The following is a 22,415-nucleotide window of genomic DNA, read 5'->3' as shown; positions in this document are numbered from 1 at the left end:
CCTGCGGCGGTTGCTCCTACCGGCCGCGGGGGACTGCAGCGCTAGCCGCCAGGCCGGCAGCCACGCTGGCCGCCGCCCTCACCCCGCGTGGGAGATAAGTTCCGGGTACGCCGAAAAGCGATCTGATGCACTGCTCTCTGTGGCTGCGGCCGGTTCGCTGGGATAACGGCGCAGCGGTCCGCGAAACGCATTGATCGGACCATGCAAAGGCGCGCCGTGATTCACCGCGACCGGCTCCGGCACCTGGCGCATCGCCGGCAACGGGCGGGCGACCGGCGCAGCCGCGCTGACCGCTGGCGCCGTACTTGCAGCTGCTAGCGTGCGGGATTCACGATCGATCCACTGCCGCGCCCAATCGAGCGCGTACTGCTGCGCTGACTCCGCATCCGCGAAGCGCGGCCCGACCAGGCCGGAACGTTCGACGCGCCGCCCGTCCTTCATGATCTCCGCCCACGCGCGAAACATGGCGTCAGGCACCCGTTCCGCGGCGACGTAAATCAGAAAGCCGCGCCGGTCGGCGACCTGCGTGCCGCGTGGCGCGAGGCTCATCGACAGGGGGTTGCGACGTTCCTCCGGCTGCTGCGTGCGGCGTGCCGCGGCAATAGCGGAATCCAGACTGGCCATGGCCGCCCCCACCGCGCCCGCCTCGTCCCTATCCGGCACGTCGGCGCGCGTGACGGCTCGCGCCGCGGGTGCTCGTGACACCGGCGGCACGTGGCCCGCTCCCGACAACTGGCGCGTGATATCGGCGATCGGATCGGCCGAGCGCCATTGGCTCAGACTGCTCGACACGCCGGGCGCCTGCCACGATTCGGGACTCTTCCAGGACACGCCACGCAGGGTCTCGTCGCGCGCGCTGGATGTTTCGGCGACCGGCGCCGCAGGTTTGGCCGCAACGGGCGGCGCCGGTTGCGGGACGTACGCGAAGGTGCGCCCGGTTTGCGACAGCAGCCGAACCATCTCGATCAGCGTACCGTTCAACTGCCACTCTTCGAAACGGCGCCGGCAGGTAGGACCCGACGGATAACGGCCTGGCAGCTTCGACCAGGGCTCGCCGGTTGTCAGAATCCACAGGACGGCATTCGCCACGATGCGCGGTTCGGCGCGGGGCCGTCCGCGTCGGTTCAGACGGACGGCCGGCTCATCAGAGACAAGCACTGCCAGCAGCGCCCATTCGTCATTGCTTAGCTCATCGAAAAACATTGGGTTCTCCACGCGGCCTGGCCTGGCCGCGGCTTTGGACTAGCCACGGATTCAATTTTCCCGATCCGTGTGCAGCCCTCGGTTGCACAAATATGTCTTGTACGTTCTGTTTGTTGGTCACAGCCGCACTGCGTTAGTGCGGTTTATCCCTATTGCGAAGCACAAAACGTGGTCTCACTCGTGCATGGGAGAATTTGTGCACGAAGCATACCACCACCAGGGTTTGCGTGAATATGCTTGAGACAAGTGTTACGGATGGAAACAATCTTGTCCTTTTTGCTGCGTCATTTCTCTAATTGCCGTCACAGAACTCATGTCGGTTTCGGCAGCGAAAGTCGCTATTGAGCGGCGAAGCAGGAAAAGATGATCTGTGATATGCCGTTTAAAACAGGCCTGAAGCGCGGATATGAATTTCGATGCATTTTTCACGGTGTTTCGAACATTTGGGCATGCGCCCGGAATCAATGCGCCGTGCATCTTCATGGCGACGCGCGGGCGACTTGCACGCCTCTCTCAAGTCGACCGACACGCCGCGCCTACATACGTGACGGCTACGGCTCAGCGCAACGGTTTCGACGCGTGTTCGCCGACCACGGTGGCCCATTCGCGCACGCGCCAGCTTGTCACGAGACCTGCGTTCACGTACGGATCAGCCTCGGCAAAGGCTTTGGCTGCAGCGGGCGAGTCGCCCTCGAACAGCAATACCGCGCAGTCGACGGGCTCGGTCAACGCCCCGGCGAGTTGCAACTCGCCCCGTTCGACTGCTGCCCACGCCAGTTTGAGGTGGGCGTCGCGATACGCGCCGCGGCGCTCCACGTAGTCAGGCACAAGGTCGTACATCAACAGATAGTGCATCGCGAACCTCCTTGACTTGCTCGATGGACAGGAAATAGTTCAAACAGTCTGGTCAATATTACCCGCACGATTTCTGGAAGAATTTCATGCCGATTTTTTATTCAATTGCATTACAGAACAGCGTAAATTTTGGTGATGAATTTTTAAGCATATCAGGCGATTCACAATGTGATCCCGGACCGAATGAACCTGCTCAATTAGTCTGGAATACATAACATAATTTTGCACCGCTACGATTCATTGGTTCCATTCGTTAGCGCGTCGCTTTGCCCGTCTGCTAAGGGAAAACCAGCGTGAACGGCTGTCAACCGGAATGTCCTGTTGTCCGTTCTGGCAGACAGCATTTGCCATAATGGGTATGCCGGGGGGCCCTGGTGCCGTTGACTCCCGCGCGCATAAACGACCAAAAACGTTTTCACCACCGATGGAGTGCCACATGAAAATCCAATCCACGATCGCTACGCTGCTGCTGGGTGCCGTCCTTGTTTCGCCGGTGTTCGCACAGAACAGCCAGCAAACCAAAATGACCGACTGTAACAAGCAGGCCGCCGACAAGAAAGGCGCAGACCGCCAGGCTTTCATGAAGACCTGCCTGTCTGCGAAACCGGCTGCCGCTGCGCCAATGAGCCAGCAGGACAAGATGAAGGCATGCAACACGCAAGCCGCCGACAAGAAAGGCGCCGATCGCCAGGCCTTCATGAAAACGTGCCTGTCATCCAAACCGGCTAACTAAAAGCTGCTTGCGCGAACAGGGCCGCGCCGCTCTCCGGCGCGGCCGTTTCATTTGCGCTTCTCTTTTCTGCTTCATTCTCTGCTTCCCCTTCCGGTTTTTCCCTTTCCGCAGCCCGCCGGTTTTGCCGCTTAGGCAGGCCATCCGCCCGAACGCGCCGTTTTTCTTCTATGATGGCTGCGGAGACGGCCCACCCCACACAACATTAGACGGGCCGCCATCTTGTCGTTGGTGCTCCAGAGCATCGATCGGAGGCAAGGATGGTATCGAAGCATAAAAACCGCTGGTTGAGGCGGTGGCTGGTCGTCATCGTATTCTGGGCAGTACCGGTGGCGATCGTCGCGGTCAGCGAGATCCGGGAGGAAATGGCGTACAACGCCGTCGACCTCGACCGTGCGCTGACCAGCTGGAATTTCACCGACGCACAACGCGCGGCAGGGGCGCCCGCGCGCTGCCACGGCACGCCCGATGAAGCGCAGGCAGCCGGTTGTCCGGCGGACGTGCTGGCCGCCAATGCGCCGCGTCAACAGGACGCCCGCACTGAATACAGCGTGCGCCGTTCCACCCTCATGGCTTACCTCTGGCGCGCGTTCGTCGGCTACTGGATCGTGCCGGCTGTCACGCTGTTCCTGATTGGCGTGTTGATCGGCATGCTGCGGCGCGCGCTGCGGCGGCCGCCCATCAAGAGCCCCGCGAACCACGGCTGAAGGCGCGGAAAAACAGCAGGCTGCCGGCGCGCCGAGATGCGGCGTTCTCGCAACACGTTTTGTCCGATTGCCGCCGAAATCATGCGCCAGGGAATCGGTAAAAACGGGGTTTGAACCAGCAGGCGTGCCGCTTGCGTCGAACCATCCGAGCCCTGGCACGATTCTGCGGGAAGCCGCGCGATTGCGCCACGAACAGCCTTTTGCGAGTGTCCTGAGGCCGGTCAAAATTACCTCACCGAGCCTTCGCAATTCGCGCAAAGCCCCGCCGCACAAGGCTTCTCGCCAAACCAGGAAATGCGTCTATTTGGCGTGCGTGTGATATAACTCAAAGGCAACCCCGGCATCATCATTCGAGGTTGCGCCCAGGAACCACGATGGAGAAAAACGATGCAAAGACGAAACTTCATGCTGAAAACTACGGCTGCGCTCGCTCTCGGAGGCCTTGCACTCACTGGTTGTACGACCAACTCGGGCAACCCCAACACCCCCGCCACTGATTCCTCCAAACGCCAGTCGATCGACGCCAGCGTAGAGGGCACCATGTCGCGCCTGTTCACCACGGTGAAGGGGTCGCGCGAACTGGTATCCAAGGCGCGTGGCGTGCTCGTGTTTCCGTCAGTACTGCAAGCGGGCCTCGTGGTGGGCGGCCAGTATGGCGAAGGTTCGCTGCGCGTAGGCGGCGGCACGGTCGGCTATTACAGCACGATCTCCGGCTCGCTCGGGCTGCAGGCGGGCGCACAGTCGAAGGCCATCATTTTCCTGTTCATGACGCAGGACGCGCTAGACAGATTCCGCAATGCCGACGGCTGGTCGGTAGGCGGCGACGCTTCCGTGGCGCTGGTAAAGATGGGCGCAAATGGCGCGATCGACTCGAACACGGCAACGGCTCCGGTCGAAGTATTCGTCTTGACCAATGCAGGCCTGATGGCCGATATATCCCTCCAGGGCACCAAGGTATCGCGCCTGAAGATTTAGCAGCTTTGCCGGTCTGCGTTTGATCCGCCGGTTCCGTGAGCGGCGGTGGCCGGATCAGACGCAGTCCGCTGTTCCATCGGCCGGTATCGGGGCCGCGGGCCTCGTGCGGCTATCTGGTCACGAACATCCGGTACTCAGCACCAAAGAAAACGGCGATGCGCATGGCACATCGCCGTTCTTTTTTAAACGCCTGGCCGAGCCAGTTCAGCTGCCCGACGTGTCGATGACCTTGAAACGCGAACGTTTCTGCGCGCGAATCACCGACTGATACGCATCCACGTACTGCTGCGCCATCCGGTGCGAAGTGAAGCGCTCTTCGAAGCGTTGGCGCACGCGCGCGCGCGGCATGTTATGCAGGCGATTTACCGCTGCCACCGCGCCGATCTCGTCTTCAACGATAAAGCCGGTCAGGCCGTCTTCCAGCACCTCTGGCACCGAGCCGCGATTGAACGCGATCACCGGCGTGCCGCACGCCATCGCCTCGATCATGACGAGGCCAAACGGTTCCGGCCAGTCGATCGGGAACAGCAAGGCATGCGCGCCTGAGAGAAACTCGGCCTTCTGGTCATCCGCGATTTCGCCGATGAACTCGACATACGGCAAGTCAAGCAACGGCCGGATATCGCGCTCGAAGTATTCGCGGTCGGCGGCATCCACTTTCGCGGCGATGCGAATCGGCATGCCGCAGCGCCCGGCAATCCGGATCGCGGTATCCACGCGCTTTTCCGGCGAAATACGACCGAGAAACGCGAGGTACTTCTGCTGGACCGGCTGCGGCGTGTAAAGCATCTCCGGCAGCCCGTGGTAGACGGTGGCCAACCATTTGGCCTGCGGCAACGGATGACGCTGCGCATTCGAAATCGAGATCACCGGTGCCGTGTTGAAGGTGTCGAACACCGGCTGCTGCTCGGGCAGGTCGAGCCGGCCATGCATGGTCGTGACAAACGGGGTGTCCTGACGTTTGAAGACCGAAAACGAGTAGTAATCGAGGTGGAAATGCAGGACGTCGAAGTCCTCGGCCTGACGCCGCACCAGTTCCATCAACAGCATATGCGGCGCGATGCGGTCGCGGATGCCCGGGTCCAGACGTAGCGCGCGGGGCCACACGGCCTCGAGCTTTGCGCTGGTAACGGAGTCGCCGCTTGCGAACAACGTCACGTCATGGCCCAGCTCGACGAGCGCCTCGGTGATGTACGACACGACGCGCTCCGTGCCGCCATACAGCTTGGGCGGCACCGATTCCGTCAAGGGGGCGATCTGCGCAATCTTCATATTTTGTCTCCGTGAACTGACGGCTTGCGCCCGTGGCGGTGCGCGTCAGCGGCGCTGAGTATGACAGCGCCGATACCTCCGATCAATGCAGCGGACGCAAACGACCCGCCTGCACCTTCCGCATCTGACCATTATTCATCACGGCGCAACAAAAAGCCCTACGCCTTGCAATTGCTGCCCGCTGTTACATTCAGCTTACATCCGCTGTTCGCGGTCACCGTGCGGGCCACTTCCAGGCCGGCAGATCGCGATCGTCCGCGTCGGCGATGCGGGTGGCGCCGAAATGCTTTTCGAGCACGATCGACTGACTGCCGTCCTCGCGTTCGAGCGCCTCGATCAGACGCGCGGCGTGCGACACGACCAGTACCTGCGAATGCACGGCCGCCCGCGCGATCAGGCGTGCGAGCGCCGGCAACAGGTCCGGATGGAGGCTCGTCTCCGGTTCGTTGAGCACCATCAGCGCGGGCGGCCGCGCCGTCAGGAGCGCCGCCACCAGCAGCAGATAGCGCAAGGTACCGTCCGACAGCTCCGCGCCCTTGAGCGGGCGCAGCAGGCCGTGCTGCTGCATCGTCACTTCGAAGCGGCCGTCCTGCGTCGCGACGTCGAGGCGCGAACCGGGAAAGGCGTCCTCGATGGCGGCATCGAGCGCGGCCGGGTCGCCGATCTCGCGAATGGTTTGCAGCGCGGCAGCGAGGTCCGCGCCGTCGTTGGACAACACCGGTGTGTGCGTGCCGATCTGCGGCAGGCGCACGGCCGCCTCGGCGTCCGTACGGAAGTGGTCGTAGAAACGCCACGAGCGGATCTGCTCGCGCACCGTGATCATCTCGGGCGCCGTGCGGGGGTCGGAGAACTCCGTCATCATGCTGTCGAAGCTGGCGACCGGTTGCGAGATGGTTTGCCAGTCGCCTTGCCCGTCACGCGTCTGCAAGGCCGCGCCGCGCCGGTCGACCAGCAACGCGGAAGGCCGCAAGACCGACCCGCTCCAGATGCATTCGCGCTTGATCGTCGGGTCGAGCGGGAAGCGCGTGGTCCGATCGAGCAGCGGCAGGCCGAGATCGATCGCGTAACCGAATTCGTCGCCGGCAAAACCGAGGCGCAAACTCACCGGTTCCTTGCGACACGTGCCCTCGACTGGCAACTCGCCCGCCAGCACCGCACGCGAGAATCGCTCAGGCCCGGCCCACAGCGTGGACGGCAAACCGCCCTCGCGCGCCAGCGACGTGATCACTCCGCCGCGCGCCGTCTCCGCCAGCAAACGCAGCGCCCGATACACACTCGACTTGCCGCTGCCATTGGCGCCGGTAATCACGTTCAACCGCCCAAGCGGCACGATAAGTTCGCGTAGCGACCGATACCCCGCGATAGCCAGGGTAGTCAGCATGCGGCCAGCCCAGGCTCAAACGCACGACGCGCTGTCTCACGTCGCGCCACCCCGTTCACACACACCATCACTTATGCCCGCCTCCCTGACCCGGCTTCTGCACCGGCACACTGCGCAAATCGTTCAGGAACGTATCGCGCCACACGCCGAGGTCGTTCTTGCGCAGCGCCGCCATATTAATCTCGTGACGCCGCTGACGCGCATCGAGCGGCATCTGCAACGCGCGCTGCAAGGCCTCGCACATGCCGATTGCATCGTGCGGATTGACCAGCAGCGCGCCGCTCAGCTCCGCCGCCGCACCCGCGAAAATCGACAACACTAACACGCCTGGATCGTCGGGATTTTGCGCGGCGACATACTCTTTCGCGACCAGGTTCATGCCGTCGTGCAACGGCGTGACAAAACCGATCTGCGACTCGCGAAACAGCGACATCAGCTTCCAGCGGTCGTACTGCTGGTTCATATAGCGGATTGGCGTGTAGTCGAGACCCGAGTAGCGGCCATTGATGCGCCCTGCTTCGTACTCCAGATCCTGACGGATCTTCTGATAGGTGGCGACATCCGAGCGCGTGGGCGGCGCGATCTGCACCAGCGTGACATTGCCGCGCCATTCGGGCGAGCGCTCGAGCAACTGCTCGAACGCGCGGAACCGCTCGACCAGCCCTTTCGAATAATCGAGCCGGTCGACGCTCATGATCAGCTTGCGGCCTTCCAGACTCTGCTTCAGGTCGAGCACATGCTGACGGCTTTCATAGCGCTTGGCCTGCTCGGCGATCTCGTCCGGGAACACACCGATCCGATAGACGCCCGTGCGCAGTTTGCGGCCGAATGCTTCGACGTGACCGTCCGCGCTCACCGTGCCGCGCGCGTGGCGCGTCACGTAATCGTGGAACGCGAGTTCGTCGGTCGCGGTCTGGAATCCCAGCAGGTCATAGCACGAGAGCGACTTCGCCAGCTCTTCGTGCGGTGGAATGCTGAACAGAATCTGCGGCGCGGGAAACGGAATGTGCAGGAAGAAACCGATGCGGTTCGTGATGCCTTCGGAGCGCAGCGCTTCGGCGAACGGAATCAGATGGTAGTCGTGAACCCAGATCACGTCGTCGGGTTCGAGGAGTTTGATCAGCTTGTGCGCGAGCCAGGCGTTCACGCGCCGGTAGCCCGCATACTCTTCGCGCTCGTAGCGCGCGAGGTCGTTGCGGTAGTGGAACACCGGCCACAGCGTGGCGTTCGAAAAGCCGCGGTAGTACTGGTCGTAATCCTTGCGCGTGAGGCCGACGGTCGCGAAGGTCACCGCGCCGTCCTGCTCCAGCGTCGGCCCGGCATTGGCAACGGTCTCGCTCACCACGTCGCCGCTCCAGCCGAACCACACGCCTCCGGCGTCCTTCAGCGCGCCGAACACGCCGACGGCCAGGCCGCCCGCTGATCCTTTGGTTTCCGTCGGCGTTGCGACGCGATTCGACACAACGATCAGTCGGCCCATGTTGCATGTCCTCCTTGGTTCGCACGGCGCGGCGACGGCCCTTCAGATGCTTCGGACGCCCCCACCGCCGCGATCTATCGATGACGCCAGGCGGACACGAAGCATGCAAAGCCGCACCCGTTCAGCGGCAAGTCAGATCAACTGCCGCTCCTGCAAGGAAACGCCTTGCCGAGCCCCAGCGAGATCGCCGTGCTGGCGTTGTAGCCCGCGACGATCGGATTTTCCGCAATGTACTTGCGCACCGCGTCGGTGAGCTGCGCCGAGCGCGCGTCTTGCGGCAAACAGAAATACTGGCCGACGCGCGGCCCGGTGGTACCACCGATCGCGTCGATCGTGTTGAAGATGCCGTCCGCGGCGCCTTCGATATAGGCCGCGCAGGCGCTACGCGATGCCACATCGGTTTTCGTGCACAGCTTGTTGAGGTCGCCTCCCGTAAACGCGGCTGCCGATAATGGGACGGCAAACGCGCTGGCGAAAATCAAAGCCCGCAGCATGGTGTTCCTTTCCAGGGTCGTTTATCAGGCGGTCTTGCGCCGCATCGAACCGGCTCGCCACAGCGCGCGCCAAAGTCGTCATTCTGCACTGTTTTACGAAGCGGCACGCGTGCCAACGCCCGCTATCTTCAGGCAAATTTTTCGAGGCCAGCGGTCCGGGGGCCGGCGAACCGAGCCTGCTATGCGGCGGCCAGCGAACCGGTAAACCAGCGGCCGGTTCGCCCGTTTGCCGCGTGCGTCACTTCTGCTGCATCTGCTGCAGACGCGCCGTCAGCCCTTCCACCACATCCGGCTCCTTGTAGGTCTTGGCGAAATCGAGCGCGGTCAGGCCGATCTGGTTCTTCACCGTGAGGTCCGCGCCGTTGTCGAGCAGCAGCTTGACGGTCGACACATGACCGCCGCGCGCGGCCATCATCAGCGGCGTCGTGCCGTTCGGCGAGCCGGCGTCGACGTAGGCTGAATGGTCGAGCAGCAGCTTGACGATGTCGTCGTTGCCGTTCGCGGCCGCATAGTGCAGCGGCGCCCAGCCCTTCTTGTTGACTTCGGCGTCCTTGGCGATGAGCAGCTTGACGAAGTCGATATCGCCATTCAGCGACGCCATCATCATGGCGTTTTCGCCGGCCTTGTCCTGGATCTCGATGTCGGTCTTCGGATTGGCGATCAGCGCGGCGCCAACCTTGTCCGATTTTTCACGCGCGGCCAGCACCAGCAGCGGGATGCCCTGGTTGTCGACGCTGTTCGGATCCATGCCCTTGGCGAGCAGTTTGTTCACGCCGTCGACATCGTCGAACTTGACGGATTTGATCAGCGAGTCGATCGGTGCAGCATGGGCCGGTACGGCCACCAGCGAAGCCAGCGCGGCGCAGGCAAGCGTCGCGGCGAACGCGAGCCGGGAAGCGGCACGGCGCGCCGCACCCAGAACGGTTGGGGCGGCTGTCAGCGGGTCAAACGCCGCGATCGACATCAGATTATTTCTCATGTTTAGCTTTAGGAAACGTTCCTATCCTATTGATATTTTACGACTTTCAAAATCACACACCGGCCGGCGCGGGAATCTTGAAGAGCCGGAAAAAGTTTTCTGTCGTGGCGGCGGCCAGCGCCGTCTCCGGCATCTCGCGTTGTTGCGCGATGAACCGTCCGACATAACTGACGTACGCAGGTTCATTAGGCTTGCCGCGGTACGGCACCGGCGCGAGGTACGGCGAGTCGGTTTCGATCAGCAGACGCGCGAGCGGCACGCGGCGCGCGACATCCTGCACGTCGGTCGCGCTCTTGAACGTGACGATGCCTGACAGCGAAATGTAAAAATTTTGCGCGAGCGCCTGCTCCGCGATCGCCCACGGTTCGGTAAAGCAGTGCATCACGCCGCCCGGCTCACTCGCGCGCTCCTCGGCCATGATGCGCAGCGTGTCTTCCGCCGACGAACGCGTGTGGATGATCAGGGGCTTGCCGGTGGCATGCGCGGCGCGGATATGGGTGCGGAAGCGCTCGCGCTGCCACTCCATATCCGCGATCGTGCGGCCTTCCAGACGATAGTAGTCGAGGCCGGTTTCGCCGATCGCCACCGCCTTGGGGTGATCGGCCAGCTCGATCAGTTCGGCGAGGCTCGGCTCGCGCATGTCCTCGTGATCCGGATGCACGCCGACCGACGCGTAGACGTTCTCGTACCGGCTGGCGATGTCCAGCACGGACGGCAGCGTTTCGAGGTCGACCGACACGCACAGCGCGTGGCTGACCGAATGGCTGCGCATGTTCTCGAGCACCTGCGGCAGGCGGTCGGCGAGTCCTTCGAAGTTGATATGACAGTGCGAGTCGACAAACATGATGATGTCCTGCTAATGGATAATCCGGCGAGCCCCGGCGTGAATCAGGCGGCGGCCGTGCCGAGACGCTTGCCGAGGATCACCAGATCGCGCTCCACGCCGTCCAGCACCGCGACGCGCGGCAGCGACCCCCACGTGTCGAAGCCGAAGCTGCGAAACAGGCGCAGGCTCGCTTCATTGTGGCCGAAGATGAAACCCAGCACCGAGTCGATGCCGAGCGCGGGCGCGGCAGCCAGCGAGGCCGCCAGCAATTGCTTGCCGAGCCCCTTGCCACGCGCGCTTTCGTCGAGATAGATGCTGACTTCCGCGGTGCGCTGGTAGGCCGGGCGGCCGTAGAAATCCGAGAAGCTCAGCCATGCGATGACGCGCCCGGCTTGCTCCGGGTCTTCCACCACCCACAACGGGCGCTTTTGCGGGCCGTGCGCGTGAAACCACCCGAGACGGCTTTCGACACTCACCGGCTCCAGATCCGCGGTGACCTGGCGCGACGGCACGGTCGAATTGTAGATGGCGACGATCGCGGGCAGATCGTCGAGCGTGGCATCGCGGTACGGAAGATTCATGGCGCCTGGAACGTGAGAGGGAAGACGAAACGGCCGCCGGCCGAAGCGCGCATCAAGCGCCGCGCACTTCTGAAGGCAGGCCTGCAATATCAATGACTTACGCGAACAATTCGCGGTAGCCGAAAAACAGTTCTTCGAATACCAGCCGCGCGTTCAGCGGATGGTTTTCGACGGCGCGCTGGCGCGTCACGGTGCGCATGAAGCGGGCGAACGCGCTGGCGTCGGCCTGGGAAGCGCAGCGCGCGAGCGCCGCTGCCGCCTGCGGAAAATAACGCGGCGCGCCGGCCGTGCGCTGCGCCAGCAGGTCGTACATCCAGCGTTGCAGCCAGCCTAGCACCAGCGGCACGGGCAGCTTCTGCAGCGCCTCGCCGCAGGCAAAGGCGTCGCACTCCGGACCGGCGGCCAGTTGCTTCAAGGTCCAGTCGCGTAGCGCGCGGTTATCGTCGCTGGCGAGCGCGAGTGCGGTGAGCGGCGCGCCGCCGGCTTCGGCGAGCAGCGCGGGCGCGTCGGCCACGCCTTGCGCGGCGAGCCATTTTGTCGCCACGTCCGGCGCGGGCGTGGTCATCGGCCATTGGCGGCAACGGCTGATGATGGTAGGCAGCAGACGATCGATGCGCGCCGACACCATCAGGAACACGACGCCCGCCGGCGGTTCTTCGAGCGTTTTCAGCAGCGCATTGGCGGCGGCGACGTTCAGCCCTTCAGCGGGATACAGCACGACCACGCGCGCGCCGCCGCGATGCGACCCGACGCCGACAAAATCGAGCAGGCCACGAACCTGCTCGATCTTGATTTCCTTGCTGGGCGCACGGGTCTTCTTGCCTTCGTCGGCGTCGGCCTTGTCGGCTTTTTCGTCCGCGCCGCTGGCGAGGCCGGCTTCGGCCGCCAGCGCCTCGGGCACGACGATCCGGTAGTCCGGATGGTTGCCTTGCGTGAACCAGTTGCACGCCACACAGGCGCCGCACGGTTCGCCGTTGGCCTGCTGCGCCTCGCACAACAGGCCCTGCGCCAGATGCTGCGCAAAGCGCAGTTTGCCGATGCCCGCCTGCCCGTGCAGCAACAACGCGTGAGGCCAGTGCCCGCGCAACTGCTGCAGGCGATTCCAGTCATCGGCTTGCCACGGATAAATCATCGTTTCTCTTTTGAATTCAATCGGTGAGCGCTGCTTGATGAGACATCAGGCGAACTTTGCGCACCTTCTTAAAGCGGGATTATATTCTTTTAAAATCAAAGAACTGCGATCAATTCCTCAAGCTTTTTCTGAATACGCGCGATGCTCTGTGAAGAGTCAATGATAGCGAACCGGTACGGCGCTTCTTCCGCACGGCGAAGATATTCGGCGCGGGTGCGGTTGAAAAACGCTTGCGATTCGCTCTCGAAACGATCCGGGTCGCGCGCTGCGCTGCGCCGTTCGTTGGCGATTTCGGGCGCGAGATCGAACAGCACCGTCAGCTCCGGCTGAAAACCGCCCTGCACCCAGCGCTCCAGCGTTTCGAGCTTGTCGCGCGGCAGGCCACGGCCGCCGCCCTGATAGGCGAAGGTCGCGTCGGTGAAACGGTCCGACAGCACCCAGTCGCCCCGCGCGAGCGCCGGTTCGATCACTTCGGCCAGATGCTGGCGGCGCAGCGCGAACATCAGCAAGGCCTCGGTTTCGAGGTCCATTTTCTGATGCAGCACGATCTCGCGGATCTGCTCGCCAAGCGGCGTGCCACCCGGCTCGCGGGTCATGACGACCGTCCGGCCAGTGCTCGTCGCGACCTTCTCTTCGAGACGCTCGCGAAACCACGCAAGATGGGTCGTCTTGCCGGCCCCGTCGATGCCCTCAAACGTAATGAATTTGCCGCGCGCCATCATTGCCCTCGAATATATTTGTCCACGGCCTTGTTGTGATCGCCGAGGGTGTCAGAAAAGATACTGCTGCCGTCGCCGCGCGATACGAAATACAACGCGGTGCTTTGCGCCGGGTTCATCGCCGCCTGCAGCGATGCGACACCAGGCAGCGAAATGGGCGTTGGCGGCAGGCCCATCCGGGTGTAGGTATTGTAGGGAGTGTCGGTCTGCAGGTCTTTTTTCCTGATGCGGCCGCTATAGCTCTCGCCCATCCCGTAGATCACGGTCGGGTCGGTCTGCAGCGGCATGCCGACCCGCAGACGGTTGGCGAAGACCGCCGCCACCATCGGCCGGTCGGACTTCTTGCCGGTTTCCTTTTCGATGATCGACGCCATCGTCAATGCGTCGTACGGCGTCCTGTACGGCAGGTTCGGCGCGCGCGCGAGCCACGCTTCGTCCAGACGCACGCGCATCAGCCGGTACGCACGGCGGTATACGTCGAGGTCGCTGGTGTTCTTGTCGAACAGGTACGTGTCCGGGAAAAACAGCCCTTCGCCGTTGCCGATCGACGCTTCCGGCGCGCCGATCGCGGTCATCAGATCGCTGTCGCTCATGCCGATGCTGTCATGCTTGAGCGCCGGATTGGCGTCCAGCTCGGCACGCATGCGCCTGAAGGTCCACCCTTCGATGATCGTGGCCACATATTCGTTGACGTCGCCGCGGGCAATTTTTTGCAGCACTTCGTATGGCGTCACGCCCGTCTTGAACTCGTAGTTGCCTGATTTCAGCTCGCTTTGCAGCCCGAGCAGCCGCGTCATGATGACGAACAGTTCGGGCTCGACCGGCACGCCGCCGCGGTTCAGTTGCAGCGTCACGCTGCGCAGGCTGCTGTGCGGTTTGACGGTGACATCGAGTTGCGCAGGGGTCAAATCGAGCGGGCTATTGGCCCAATGATATCCGCCGGCAATGGCGGCCGCGGCCAGCACAACGACAATCGAGCCGGCGACGAGACATTTCTTCAAAAGGGACATGCGGAACATGGCTGGGTAGGACCTCATATAATACTTGTTTGCCTTAGCTAAAGTCAGAATTGACTGTTCTCGGAATCCATGAACACACCGCTCGCTACCGCTTCAGGCACTCCCTCAGGCACCACTGCCACGACCCCGGCCGCTCCTTCAGCCGGACTTTCCGTTCTGCCACGCCCGGCCGCGGATGAATTCGACGCCGTGGTCGCACACGGCGCCTACATGCCGCTCATGCAATTCGGCGTGATCGACGCATCCGGCGACGACGCAGCGAGCTTCCTGCACGGCCAGTTGACCAACGACACCCAGCATCTGGACGCCGCCAACGCGCGCCTCGCCGGCTACTGCTCGGCCAAAGGCCGCCTGCTGGCGTCGTTCCTGACGTGGCGCTGCGGCGAAACGATCCATCTGCTGGTGTCGAAAGACGTGCAGGCCGCGGTGCAGAAACGCTTGTCGATGTTCGTCCTGCGCGCGAAGGCCAAACTCGTGGATGCCACGGGTGAACTGGCGGTGGTGGGCCTCGCGGGCGACGTGCGCAAGGCCCTCTCCGGTGTCTTCGACGCGCTGCCCGACGGCGTCCATGTGAAGGTGGACGGCGCCGCGGGTTCGCTGATTCGCGTGCCGGACGCGCTGGATCGCCTGCGTTATCTGTGGATCGGACCGAAGGCCGAGGTCGAGGCACGCCTGCCCTTGCTCGACGGGAAGCTCAAGCGCGTATCGCCGGCCGTATGGGACTGGCTCGACATTCGCGCGGGCGAACCGCGCATCACGCAACCGGTGGTCGAACAGTTCGTCCCGCAGATGGTCAATTTCGACGTGCTCGGCGCGGTCAATTTCCGCAAAGGCTGCTACCCAGGTCAGGAAGTGGTGGCGCGCAGCCAGTATCGCGGCACGATCAAGCGGCGCACGTCGCTCGCGAACGTGGCTGGCGAACTGGACACCGTCAAGGCCGGCGCGGAGCTGTTCCATTCGGACGATCCGGGTCAGCCGTGCGGGATGGTGGTGAACGCGGCGTCGGCGCCGCAGGGGGGCGTCGATCTGCTGGTCGAAACCAAGCTCGCGGCGCTCGAGAAAGGCTCAGTGCATCTGGGCGCAGCAGACGGCCCGGCGCTGCAGTTCCTCGCGTTGCCGTACGGCTTGCCGACTGAAGCCTGATCGATCGACTGAACCTGAGCGGCGTGTTCTAGCGCCGCTTTCTTCTTGCGTTCACGCGCGCTTTCCATCTCCACTGGGAGATTTCACCTGATGTGTCTGATCGTCTTCGACTGGCGCCCCGACGCGGCCGATGGTCCGCTCTTCACACTCGCCGCGAATCGCGACGAATTTTTTCGCCGCACGGCCGAGCCGATCAGTTGGTGGCACGACGCGCCGACCGTGCTGGCGGGCCGCGACCTGGTGGGTGGCGGCACGTGGCTGGGCATGTCGCGCGATGGCCGTTTCGCCGCCCTGACCAATTACCGCGCGCCGCATGAAATGCGTGCCGACGCACCGACCCGTGGCACGCTCGTGAGCGACTGGCTCAGCGGCGCCATGAACGGCTCGGGCAATGGATCGCACGGATCGCCGCTCGGCTACCTTCAGCACGTCGCGCAAACCGGCGACATCTACAACGGCTTCAATCTGCTGGTTGGCGACTGGACGCGTCGCGAGCTCGGCTGGTACTGCAACCGCTCGAATGCCGCACCCATGCTGCTCGCGCCCGGCACGCACGGCATTTCAAATGCGGTGCTCGACACCGCGTGGCCGAAGCTGGTCAAAAAACGCGCGGAACTGGGCGCTCTGCTCGCGCGCAACACGATGCCGCCGCTCGAACGCCTGATCGAGCTGATGCGCGATCCGCGCCTCGCCCGCGACGACGAATTGCCGGCCACCGGCATTCCGCTCGAACGCGAACGCGCGCTGTCGGCGGCTTTTATCGAAACACCGGAATATGGCACGCGCGGCACGACCGCGGTGCGCGTGGTCGCGCATGGCGACGTGATCAGCGTGGCGGCCGCCGAGCGCAGCGACGATAACGGTTCGCACCGGATCGCGCGGCCCGGCGACTTCGAGCGCAGCTTCGCGTTCAATGTAGAACGCGAGATCGCCTGAGGATCAACGCAGGATCAGCTGAGGCTCGCCCACGCATTCGACTCATTCAGTCGAATCATTCAGTCGACTCATTCATTCGAATCATTCAGCGCCGAACGCGGCACGCAAGGCCGCCGCGGCTTCCGCATGGGCCTCGGCGACATTGGGTACGAAGCCGCCCATCTTGAAGAACTCGTGGATCATGCCCGGGTAGCGTTTGAGCGTGACCTCGTTGCCCGCCGCGCGCAGTTTCTCTGCGTATGCATCGCCTTCATCGCTGAGCGGGTCGTATTCGGCGGTCGCGATCCATGCCGGCGCGAGGCCGCTGAAAGCGGGCGCGCCGCGCTTGCCGTCGAGCGGCGCGAAACGCCAGTCGTCACGATCGCTGGCATCGCGAACGTATTGCTCGAAGAACCACTGAATCGTCTCACCGGACAGCAGGAAGCCGTCGGCGAGCCGCGTGTGCGAATCGGTTTGCTGATAACCGGTCGTGCCCGGATAGATCAGCAATTGCAGCGCGAGCCGGATGCGCGCGTCACGCGCCAGTACCGCGCAAACGGTCGCGAGTGTGCCGCCCGCGCTATCGCCGCCGACTGCGAGCCGCCCGGCGTCCACGCCGTACTCGGCGGCATGTGTGTGCAGCCAGGTCAGCGCATCGAAAGCGTCTTCAACGGCGGTGGGAAATTTGTACTCGGGCGCGAGCCGGTAATCGACCGACAACACCGCGCAACGGCCATCACGCGCGAACATCCGGCACAGTGCATCGTGCGTATCGACACTGCCGACCGTGAAGCCGCCGCCGTGGTAATACACCAGCGCGGGCGCAGGCTCGGCCCAGCTCGGTTCGACCGGCTGATAAAGACGCGCGCGTATCGCCGCGCCGTCGCGCGCCGGCAGCTGCAGGTCTTCGATCGCGAACATCGGCGCGCTCGCGATCTCCAGAATCGGCGCGCTTTTTTCGTACGAGGCGCGCGCCTGTTGCGCAGTCAGTTCGTGGTACGACGGGCGCTTGGCGCGCGCGATCATGTCGAGCACCTGCTCGAGCTTCGGATTCAGCGGCATGGTGCGTCAGGTGGCGCGTGGGCGCCGAAGGTTAGCGGAAAGAACAGCAGAACACGCGCCGTATGATGCCATGAGCGCCTAGTCCGCGTTCTTGACCTCGGGCTTGAGCGAGAGCGGATCGGTGGGATTGCGCAACTGCTCGATGTCCTCGTGGCGCAGTTTCACCGTTGCCATGATGCCCGGATGCGTGACGATATAGAAACGCCGCGCGGCGATCGCTTCGAACGTGATGTCGGCGACGTCGGTCGCGCTCAGTTTGCCTGACTGCACCGCGCGTTGCAGTTGCTTGCCGGCGGCAATCTGCGAGCGGGTCGGCGTGGCCTCGTTGCGTAATGCGTCGGGGCGGGCGCGTTCCGCGTCGGCGATGCCGGTCGGCACGAACGCCGGGCACAGCAGCGAACAGCCGACTTCGCCGGCCTCTGCCTGCGCCGCTTGCGCCAGTTTCAGGTCGTGATACAGCGTCTCCGTGAGCGACACCACGGCGTGCTTCGACGCGTTGTAGATGCCCATGGCCGGTGGCGACAGCAGACCCGCCACCGACGCCGTGTTGACGATATGCGCCGGCTCGTTCTGCCGCAGCATGATCGGCGCGAAGACGCGCACGCCGTGCGCGACCCCCATCACGTTGACGCCGAACACCCAGGACCAGTCGTTCGCCGAGCTTTCCCACAGGAAGCCGCCCGAGCCCACGCCCGCGTTGTTAAATAGCAGATGCACTTTGCCGAACGCGTCGAGCGCCGCTTGCGCGAGCGCTTCGACGTGGGCGGCGTTGGACACGTCGGTGGGCACGCCGATCACCTTGGCACCGTCCGCACGCAACGCGTCGACGGTTTGCGCGAGCGCGTCGTGATTGACGTCGGCCAGCACGAGCTGCATGCCGAGCGACGCCCCCTTTGCCGCGAACGCGCGGCCGAAACCGCTTGCCGCACCGGTGATGACCGCCACCTTGCCTTCGAACTCGAACATCGTGTCTCTCCTGGGACTACCGGTTGTGCCGTTGCTTGCGCCGTGAGGTCAGATCAGCTTGACGAGCTGCTTGCCGAAGTTCTTGCCCCTGAGCAGACCGATGAATGCTTCAGGCGCCGCATCGAGCCCTTCTGCGATGGACTCGCGGTACTGCAGCTTCTTCTGCGCGACCAGCGTGCCGAGTTCCTTCAGCGCCTGCGGCCACACGTCCATGTGCTCGCTGACGATAAAGCCCTGCACCAGCAGACGCTGCGTGAGCATCAGCGACGGGTTCCTGAGCGGCAGCGGCTGACCGTCGTAGCCAGCAATGAAACCGCACAGCGCGATGCGGCCGAACGCGTTCATGCGCGCCAGCGTCACGTCGAGCACTTCGCCGCCCACGTTCTCGAAGTAACCATCGACACCGTTCGGTGTTGCCGCTTTCAGGTCCTGATACAGATTGCCGGCCTTGTAGTCCACGCACGCGTCGAAGCCGAGCGTCTCGACTACATAACGGCACTTGTCCGCACCGCCAGCAATGCCGACCGCGCGCGCGCCGGCCTGCTTCGCGAGCTGGCCGACCACGCTGCCCACCGCGCCGCTCGCTGCGCTTACCACCACCGTCTCGCCCGCTTTTGCGGCAATGATCCTGTTCAGACCATACCAGCCGGTCACGCCCGGCATGCCGACCGGGCCGAGCCAGGCCGACAGCGGCACATGCGTATCGTCGACTTTCTGCACACCCGCGCCGTTCGAGACGCCATACTCCTGCCAGCCGAACATCGCAACGACCTTATCGCCGACCGCGAATTTCGGGTTCTTCGACTCGACCACTTCACCGACCGTGCCGCCGATCATCACCTCGTTCAGCGGCTGCGGCGCGGCGTACGACTTGCTGTCGTTCATCCGGCCGCGCATATACGGATCGAGCGACAAAAAGTGATTGCGCACGCGGAATTCGCCATCGGCGAGCGGGGCCAGCGGCGTTTCGACGAGCCGGAAGTTATCGGGCGTCACTGCGCCTTGCGGACGCGAAGCCAGGACGAGTTGACGGTTGATCTGGGGCATGACGATCGTCTCCATGGGTGACCGATGTGATCGGCGAATAGTGCAAACGGTGCCTGCGAAAGCATGGCCGGCGCGCGCGGCTCTCAACGCGCGCGCCGGCCATCCGGCGGTTAGCCGTCGCTGGGTCCGGGTTTGGCGGAAGGGTCGCTGCGCAGACGCTGTTGCGTCACGTCGCGGCCCACGGCGAGGCGCCGCATGTATTTGAAAGTGCCGAGCGCCTTGGCGACGAAATGGCCTCCGCTATCGCGGATCTCGCCTTCGCAATAGGCCATGGTGGTCGAGCGGTGCAGTACACGGCCGGTGGCGCGCAACTCGCCGCGGCCCGGCTGCATGAAGTTGACCTTCATCTCGACGGTCACCACACCGACGCCGTCGCCCGCGAGACTGCGCGCGGCCATGGCGAGCGCGACATCCGCAAGCGTCATGGTGACGCCGCCGTGCGCAACGTCCCACGTGTTCATGTGATCCGGCTGCAGCGGCAGCACGACTTCGCTGGCGCCGTCGTTAGCCGACACGAGCTGCGCGCCGAGCCGGTCGACGAACGGGCTTTCGGGCAACGACGCGCTGCTCGCTCTGGATGAGGGCGTATCGGTCATTGCGTTGCGTCAGACTTCGTAGTCGACAGATTGACGCGCTTCACGCACCGCGCCGACGAAACCCTTGAGGGCTTCGTGCTTCGGATGAACCTGGTACGCGTCGAGCGCGGCCTTGTCGGCGAAGTCCGACACCAGCACCACGTCATAGCTCGATTCGAGGCCCGGCTGCGCAATCCCGACTTCGAGATGCAGGATGCCCGGGACGATGTCGCGGCAGCCTTCGAGTTTTTCCTTCAGCTTCAGACAGTTTTCAGCGCGTGTGGCGCCTTCTGCGGTTTCTTTGAGCTTCCACATCACAATATGACGGATCACGGGTTCACCTTCTTCCATTCAATTCGTTGGACTGGGACTGTGCGTTCAATGCAGCCGCTGCATTCGCCAGACCGGCTGATTCGCGCGAAAGTCCGCAGGCTTCGTTCTGCCCGGACGTGCGCTCGATAGCGCACGCGAACAGTCGGAAATGATACCCGCTATGGCGCTCCCGCATCTGCCGCTGCCGTGAAAGCGCCCGGGTACAATGCACGAACCAACCCGTTCCTGCGAGGTGCCGGTCATGTCCCTGTTTCGCGCACGGCTTTCCGGCCGTACCACCCGCCTAGCCGCAATCCTCGTCTTCACCGCCCTGTTCCTCAACGGCTGCGTCGGCATGTTCGGCAGCGAACCCGTGCGGGTGAACGTGGCCGGCATCGAACCGATCGACAGCCAGAGCCTGGAAGTACGCTTTAACGTCAAACTGCGTGTCCAGAATCCCAACAACTCCGACCTCAATTTCGACGGCGTGTCGCTCGATCTCGAACTGAACGGCAAGCCGTTCGCCAGCGGCGTGACCAACCAGAGCGGCATCGTCCCCCGCTACAGTGAAATCATTGTCAACGTACCCCTGACGGTGCCGGCCTTCGCCGCGGTTCGCCAGGCCTTCGCCTTCGCCGACTCCGCCCAGTCCGGGCAGATCCCGTACATGCTGCGCGGCAGGCTCGCCGGCGGCTTTACGGGCGGTGTCACGAGCGGCCTGGTGGGCGGCACGCGCTTTATCAATCAGGGTACGTTGAGCCTGCCCGCGCTGGGTATGGCTTTCCCTTGATGCAGGATCAGACCACTTCGAACAAACCTGCCGCGCCCTGACCGCCACCGATACACATCGTCACGACGACCAGCTTCGCGCCGCGCCGCTTGCCTTCGATCAGCGCATGGCCGGTGAGGCGCGCACCAGAGACGCCGTACGGGTGACCGACCGCAATCGCGCCGCCGTTCACGTTCAGGCGATCCTGCGGAATGCCGAGCTTGTCCGCGCAGTACAGCACCTGCACGGCGAACGCCTCGTTCAGTTCCCACAGGTCGATGTCTTCCACCTTCAGGCCAGCCTGCTTGAGCAGCTTCGGCACCGCGAACACCGGGCCGATGCCCATTTCGTCCGGCTCGCAACCGGCCACCGCGAAGCCGCGGAAAATACCCAGCGGCTGCAGGCCTTCGCGTTCGGCGACCTTCGCGTTCATCACGACGCACGCCGACGCGCCGTCTGAAAACTGGCTCGCATTGCCGGCGGTGACCACACCGCCTGGCATCGCGGTGCGAATCTTCGAGACGCCTTCGAGCGTGGTGTCGGCGCGAATGCCTTCGTCGGCGCTGACGGTCACTTCCTTCGTGAAGAGACGGCCGCTGGCTTTGTCGGCGACGCCTGCGAGCACGGTCAGCGGGACGATTTCGTCCTTGAACTTGCCGGCTTCGAGTGCGGCTGCGGCGCGTTGTTGCGAGCGCACGCCATATTCGTCCTGGCGTTCCTTCGAGATCGAGTAACGCTTGGCGACGTTCTCGGCCGTCTGCAGCATCGACCAGTAGATTTCCGGCTTGTTCCTGCTCAGCCAGCCTTCGGCCACCATGTGGCGGTTCATCTCGTTCTGCACGCACGAGATCGATTCGACGCCGCCCGCGACGAACACGTCGCCTTCACCGGCGATCACGCGTTGCGCCGCCAGCGCAATGGTCTGCAAACCCGACGAGCAGAAACGGTTCACCGTCATGCCGGGCACGCTGACCGGCAAACCGGCGCGCAATGCGATCTGCCGGGCGATGTTCATGCCGGTTGCGCCTTCCGGATTCGCGCAGCCCATGATTACGTCTTCGACGCGCGCCGGGTCGAGCTTCGCGCGCTCGACAGCGGCCTGCGTCACGTGCCCACCGAGCGTTGCGCCGTGCGTCATGTTGAAACCGCCGCGCCACGATTTGGCGAGACCCGTTCGGGCGGTCGATACGATTACGGCATCAGTCATGCATGTCTCCTTCCTGTGTCGACCAGAGTTAGCGCTTTTAGCGCTTACTCTGGTCCCATACAAAGT

Annotated in this window: 25 protein-coding genes; 6 read left to right on the top strand and 19 right to left on the bottom strand. The window is 63.7% G+C overall.

Features of this window, described 5'->3' with window-relative positions; translation table 11 throughout:
* Nucleotides 1–78: 78 nt before the first annotated feature.
* The 3 genes from PQR27_RS09005 to PQR27_RS08995 all read right to left on the bottom strand — a co-directional run bounded on the left by PQR27_RS09005 (nt 79) and on the right by PQR27_RS08995 (nt 2,058).
* A complete protein-coding gene (locus PQR27_RS09005) occupies nt 79–1,203 on the bottom strand; it encodes a DUF6566 family protein (protein WP_408523311.1) in 1,125 nt (374 codons plus the stop codon).
* A 249-nt stretch (nt 1,204–1,452) separates the two neighbouring features.
* Nucleotides 1,453–1,686, bottom strand: a complete 234-nt coding sequence (locus PQR27_RS09000) for a hypothetical protein (protein WP_408523310.1) — start codon at nt 1,684–1,686, stop codon at nt 1,453–1,455.
* A 75-nt stretch (nt 1,687–1,761) separates the two neighbouring features.
* The gene (locus tag PQR27_RS08995; RefSeq protein WP_408523309.1) at nt 1,762–2,058 is read right to left on the bottom strand and encodes a YciI-like protein; all 297 of its coding nucleotides are present in this window, start codon (nt 2,056–2,058) and stop codon (nt 1,762–1,764) included.
* Between the two features lie 436 nt (nt 2,059–2,494).
* Here PQR27_RS08995 and PQR27_RS08990 point away from each other — a divergent pair, with 436 nt between their 5' ends.
* The 3 genes from PQR27_RS08990 to PQR27_RS08980 all read left to right on the top strand — a co-directional run bounded on the left by PQR27_RS08990 (nt 2,495) and on the right by PQR27_RS08980 (nt 4,470).
* Nucleotides 2,495–2,791 carry a PsiF family protein gene (locus PQR27_RS08990; protein WP_408523308.1) on the top strand — a complete coding sequence of 99 codons (297 nt, stop codon included), beginning with the start codon at nt 2,495–2,497 and terminating at the stop codon, nt 2,789–2,791.
* 257 nt (nt 2,792–3,048) lie between these two features.
* Nucleotides 3,049–3,495: a hypothetical protein gene (locus tag PQR27_RS08985; RefSeq protein WP_408523307.1), complete on the top strand. Its 447-nt coding sequence runs from the start codon at nt 3,049–3,051 to the stop codon at nt 3,493–3,495.
* Nucleotides 3,496–3,882: 387 nt separating this feature from the next.
* Nucleotides 3,883–4,470 carry a BPSL1445 family SYLF domain-containing lipoprotein gene (locus tag PQR27_RS08980; protein ID WP_408523306.1) on the top strand — a complete coding sequence of 196 codons (588 nt, stop codon included), beginning with the start codon at nt 3,883–3,885 and terminating at the stop codon, nt 4,468–4,470.
* Nucleotides 4,471–4,674: 204 nt separating this feature from the next.
* On the opposite strand, the gene PQR27_RS08975 is transcribed toward PQR27_RS08980, so the two are convergent.
* From PQR27_RS08975 to mltG, 10 genes are all read right to left on the bottom strand, one after another.
* Nucleotides 4,675–5,742 carry a glycosyltransferase family 4 protein gene (locus PQR27_RS08975; protein WP_408523305.1) on the bottom strand — a complete coding sequence of 356 codons (1,068 nt, stop codon included), beginning with the start codon at nt 5,740–5,742 and terminating at the stop codon, nt 4,675–4,677.
* A gap of 214 nt (nt 5,743–5,956) precedes the next feature.
* Nucleotides 5,957–7,123, bottom strand: a complete 1,167-nt coding sequence (locus PQR27_RS08970; RefSeq protein WP_408523303.1) for an AAA family ATPase — start codon at nt 7,121–7,123, stop codon at nt 5,957–5,959.
* A gap of 67 nt (nt 7,124–7,190) precedes the next feature.
* Entirely contained in the window at nt 7,191–8,603 is a 1,413-nt protein-coding gene (gene otsA / locus PQR27_RS08965) for an alpha,alpha-trehalose-phosphate synthase (UDP-forming) (protein WP_408523301.1), read from the bottom strand.
* A gap of 137 nt (nt 8,604–8,740) precedes the next feature.
* A complete protein-coding gene (locus PQR27_RS08960; protein ID WP_408523299.1) occupies nt 8,741–9,097 on the bottom strand; it encodes a Rap1a/Tai family immunity protein in 357 nt (118 codons plus the stop codon).
* A gap of 238 nt (nt 9,098–9,335) precedes the next feature.
* The gene (locus PQR27_RS08955) at nt 9,336–10,076 is read right to left on the bottom strand and encodes an ankyrin repeat domain-containing protein (RefSeq protein ID WP_408523297.1); all 741 of its coding nucleotides are present in this window, start codon (nt 10,074–10,076) and stop codon (nt 9,336–9,338) included.
* Between the two features lie 52 nt (nt 10,077–10,128).
* Complete coding sequence (locus PQR27_RS08950; RefSeq protein WP_408523295.1) at nt 10,129–10,920, bottom strand: TatD family hydrolase; 792 nt, start codon at nt 10,918–10,920, stop codon at nt 10,129–10,131.
* A gap of 44 nt (nt 10,921–10,964) precedes the next feature.
* Nucleotides 10,965–11,483, bottom strand: a complete 519-nt coding sequence (locus PQR27_RS08945) for a GNAT family N-acetyltransferase (protein WP_408523293.1) — start codon at nt 11,481–11,483, stop codon at nt 10,965–10,967.
* Between the two features lie 97 nt (nt 11,484–11,580).
* On the bottom strand, nt 11,581–12,615 hold the full coding sequence (locus PQR27_RS08940) for a DNA polymerase III subunit delta' (RefSeq protein ID WP_408523291.1): 1,035 nt from the start codon (nt 12,613–12,615) through the stop codon (nt 11,581–11,583).
* Between the two features lie 95 nt (nt 12,616–12,710).
* A complete protein-coding gene (tmk, locus tag PQR27_RS08935) occupies nt 12,711–13,334 on the bottom strand; it encodes a dTMP kinase (RefSeq protein WP_408523289.1) in 624 nt (207 codons plus the stop codon).
* A complete protein-coding gene (mltG, locus tag PQR27_RS08930) occupies nt 13,334–14,344 on the bottom strand; it encodes an endolytic transglycosylase MltG (RefSeq protein WP_408525444.1) in 1,011 nt (336 codons plus the stop codon). The genes tmk and mltG overlap by 1 nt, the downstream gene beginning before the upstream one ends.
* A gap of 78 nt (nt 14,345–14,422) precedes the next feature.
* Between mltG and ygfZ the strand changes: the two genes are divergently transcribed.
* Both ygfZ and PQR27_RS08920 read left to right on the top strand, forming a co-directional pair.
* Entirely contained in the window at nt 14,423–15,496 is a 1,074-nt protein-coding gene (ygfZ, locus tag PQR27_RS08925; RefSeq protein WP_408523287.1) for a CAF17-like 4Fe-4S cluster assembly/insertion protein YgfZ, read from the top strand.
* A gap of 90 nt (nt 15,497–15,586) precedes the next feature.
* Nucleotides 15,587–16,432: an NRDE family protein gene (locus tag PQR27_RS08920; protein WP_408523285.1), complete on the top strand. Its 846-nt coding sequence runs from the start codon at nt 15,587–15,589 to the stop codon at nt 16,430–16,432.
* A gap of 81 nt (nt 16,433–16,513) precedes the next feature.
* On the opposite strand, the gene PQR27_RS08915 is transcribed toward PQR27_RS08920, so the two are convergent.
* The 5 genes from PQR27_RS08915 to PQR27_RS08895 all read right to left on the bottom strand — a co-directional run bounded on the left by PQR27_RS08915 (nt 16,514) and on the right by PQR27_RS08895 (nt 20,394).
* Nucleotides 16,514–17,473, bottom strand: coding sequence for an alpha/beta hydrolase (locus tag PQR27_RS08915; protein ID WP_408523283.1), 960 nt, complete (start codon nt 17,471–17,473; stop codon nt 16,514–16,516).
* 78 nt (nt 17,474–17,551) lie between these two features.
* Nucleotides 17,552–18,439 carry an SDR family oxidoreductase gene (locus PQR27_RS08910; RefSeq protein WP_408523281.1) on the bottom strand — a complete coding sequence of 296 codons (888 nt, stop codon included), beginning with the start codon at nt 18,437–18,439 and terminating at the stop codon, nt 17,552–17,554.
* 48 nt (nt 18,440–18,487) lie between these two features.
* Nucleotides 18,488–19,486: an NADP-dependent oxidoreductase gene (locus tag PQR27_RS08905; protein WP_408523279.1), complete on the bottom strand. Its 999-nt coding sequence runs from the start codon at nt 19,484–19,486 to the stop codon at nt 18,488–18,490.
* 110 nt (nt 19,487–19,596) lie between these two features.
* Nucleotides 19,597–20,082: a PaaI family thioesterase gene (locus PQR27_RS08900; protein ID WP_408523277.1), complete on the bottom strand. Its 486-nt coding sequence runs from the start codon at nt 20,080–20,082 to the stop codon at nt 19,597–19,599.
* A 9-nt stretch (nt 20,083–20,091) separates the two neighbouring features.
* Entirely contained in the window at nt 20,092–20,394 is a 303-nt protein-coding gene (locus PQR27_RS08895; protein WP_408523275.1) for a Dabb family protein, read from the bottom strand.
* Nucleotides 20,395–20,635: 241 nt separating this feature from the next.
* On the opposite strand from PQR27_RS08895, the gene PQR27_RS08890 reads away from it, so the two are divergent.
* Nucleotides 20,636–21,163 carry an LEA/WHy family protein gene (locus tag PQR27_RS08890; RefSeq protein ID WP_408523273.1) on the top strand — a complete coding sequence of 176 codons (528 nt, stop codon included), beginning with the start codon at nt 20,636–20,638 and terminating at the stop codon, nt 21,161–21,163.
* A gap of 7 nt (nt 21,164–21,170) precedes the next feature.
* Here PQR27_RS08890 and PQR27_RS08885 read toward each other — a convergent pair whose 3' ends face one another.
* Nucleotides 21,171–22,349, bottom strand: a complete 1,179-nt coding sequence (locus PQR27_RS08885) for an acetyl-CoA C-acyltransferase (protein WP_408523271.1) — start codon at nt 22,347–22,349, stop codon at nt 21,171–21,173.
* Between the last annotated feature and the right edge of the window lie 66 nt (nt 22,350–22,415).

Origin of the sequence: Paraburkholderia fungorum (genome assembly GCF_046027215.1) — a bacterium.
GTDB classification, from domain to species: Bacteria; Pseudomonadota; Gammaproteobacteria; order Burkholderiales; family Burkholderiaceae; genus Paraburkholderia; species Paraburkholderia fungorum_D.
The sequence above is the reverse complement of the archived record's forward strand: the minus strand, read 5'-3'. Positions and strand labels throughout refer to the sequence as shown.

What these genes read in the sequence shown, in the direction of transcription:
- PQR27_RS08900 (WP_408523277.1), bottom strand. Translation starts at nt 20,082, where the DNA reads ATGACCGATACGCCCTCATCCAGAGCGAGCAGCGCGTCGTTGCCCGAA.
- PQR27_RS08905 (WP_408523279.1), bottom strand. Translation starts at nt 19,486, where the DNA reads ATGCCCCAGATCAACCGTCAACTCGTCCTGGCTTCGCGTCCGCAAGGC.
- otsA (WP_408523301.1), bottom strand. Translation starts at nt 8,603, where the DNA reads ATGGGCCGACTGATCGTTGTGTCGAATCGCGTCGCAACGCCGACGGAA.
- PQR27_RS08920 (WP_408523285.1), top strand. Translation starts at nt 15,587, where the DNA reads ATGTGTCTGATCGTCTTCGACTGGCGCCCCGACGCGGCCGATGGTCCG.
- PQR27_RS08980 (WP_408523306.1), top strand. Translation starts at nt 3,883, where the DNA reads ATGCAAAGACGAAACTTCATGCTGAAAACTACGGCTGCGCTCGCTCTC.
- tmk (WP_408523289.1), bottom strand. Translation starts at nt 13,334, where the DNA reads ATGGCGCGCGGCAAATTCATTACGTTTGAGGGCATCGACGGGGCCGGC.
- PQR27_RS08995 (WP_408523309.1), bottom strand. Translation starts at nt 2,058, where the DNA reads ATGCACTATCTGTTGATGTACGACCTTGTGCCTGACTACGTGGAGCGC.
- ygfZ (WP_408523287.1), top strand. Translation starts at nt 14,423, where the DNA reads ATGAACACACCGCTCGCTACCGCTTCAGGCACTCCCTCAGGCACCACT.
- PQR27_RS08915 (WP_408523283.1), bottom strand. Translation starts at nt 17,473, where the DNA reads ATGCCGCTGAATCCGAAGCTCGAGCAGGTGCTCGACATGATCGCGCGC.
- PQR27_RS08945 (WP_408523293.1), bottom strand. Translation starts at nt 11,483, where the DNA reads ATGAATCTTCCGTACCGCGATGCCACGCTCGACGATCTGCCCGCGATC.
- PQR27_RS08990 (WP_408523308.1), top strand. Translation starts at nt 2,495, where the DNA reads ATGAAAATCCAATCCACGATCGCTACGCTGCTGCTGGGTGCCGTCCTT.
- PQR27_RS08885 (WP_408523271.1), bottom strand. Translation starts at nt 22,349, where the DNA reads ATGACTGATGCCGTAATCGTATCGACCGCCCGAACGGGTCTCGCCAAA.
- PQR27_RS09005 (WP_408523311.1), bottom strand. Translation starts at nt 1,203, where the DNA reads ATGTTTTTCGATGAGCTAAGCAATGACGAATGGGCGCTGCTGGCAGTG.
- PQR27_RS08940 (WP_408523291.1), bottom strand. Translation starts at nt 12,615, where the DNA reads ATGATTTATCCGTGGCAAGCCGATGACTGGAATCGCCTGCAGCAGTTG.
- PQR27_RS08975 (WP_408523305.1), bottom strand. Translation starts at nt 5,742, where the DNA reads ATGAAGATTGCGCAGATCGCCCCCTTGACGGAATCGGTGCCGCCCAAG.
- mltG (WP_408525444.1), bottom strand. Translation starts at nt 14,344, where the DNA reads ATGTCCCTTTTGAAGAAATGTCTCGTCGCCGGCTCGATTGTCGTTGTG.
- PQR27_RS09000 (WP_408523310.1), bottom strand. Translation starts at nt 1,686, where the DNA reads ATGAAGATGCACGGCGCATTGATTCCGGGCGCATGCCCAAATGTTCGA.
- PQR27_RS08910 (WP_408523281.1), bottom strand. Translation starts at nt 18,439, where the DNA reads ATGTTCGAGTTCGAAGGCAAGGTGGCGGTCATCACCGGTGCGGCAAGC.
- PQR27_RS08955 (WP_408523297.1), bottom strand. Translation starts at nt 10,076, where the DNA reads ATGAGAAATAATCTGATGTCGATCGCGGCGTTTGACCCGCTGACAGCC.
- PQR27_RS08950 (WP_408523295.1), bottom strand. Translation starts at nt 10,920, where the DNA reads ATGTTTGTCGACTCGCACTGTCATATCAACTTCGAAGGACTCGCCGAC.
- PQR27_RS08890 (WP_408523273.1), top strand. Translation starts at nt 20,636, where the DNA reads ATGTCCCTGTTTCGCGCACGGCTTTCCGGCCGTACCACCCGCCTAGCC.
- PQR27_RS08985 (WP_408523307.1), top strand. Translation starts at nt 3,049, where the DNA reads ATGGTATCGAAGCATAAAAACCGCTGGTTGAGGCGGTGGCTGGTCGTC.
- PQR27_RS08960 (WP_408523299.1), bottom strand. Translation starts at nt 9,097, where the DNA reads ATGCTGCGGGCTTTGATTTTCGCCAGCGCGTTTGCCGTCCCATTATCG.
- PQR27_RS08970 (WP_408523303.1), bottom strand. Translation starts at nt 7,123, where the DNA reads ATGCTGACTACCCTGGCTATCGCGGGGTATCGGTCGCTACGCGAACTT.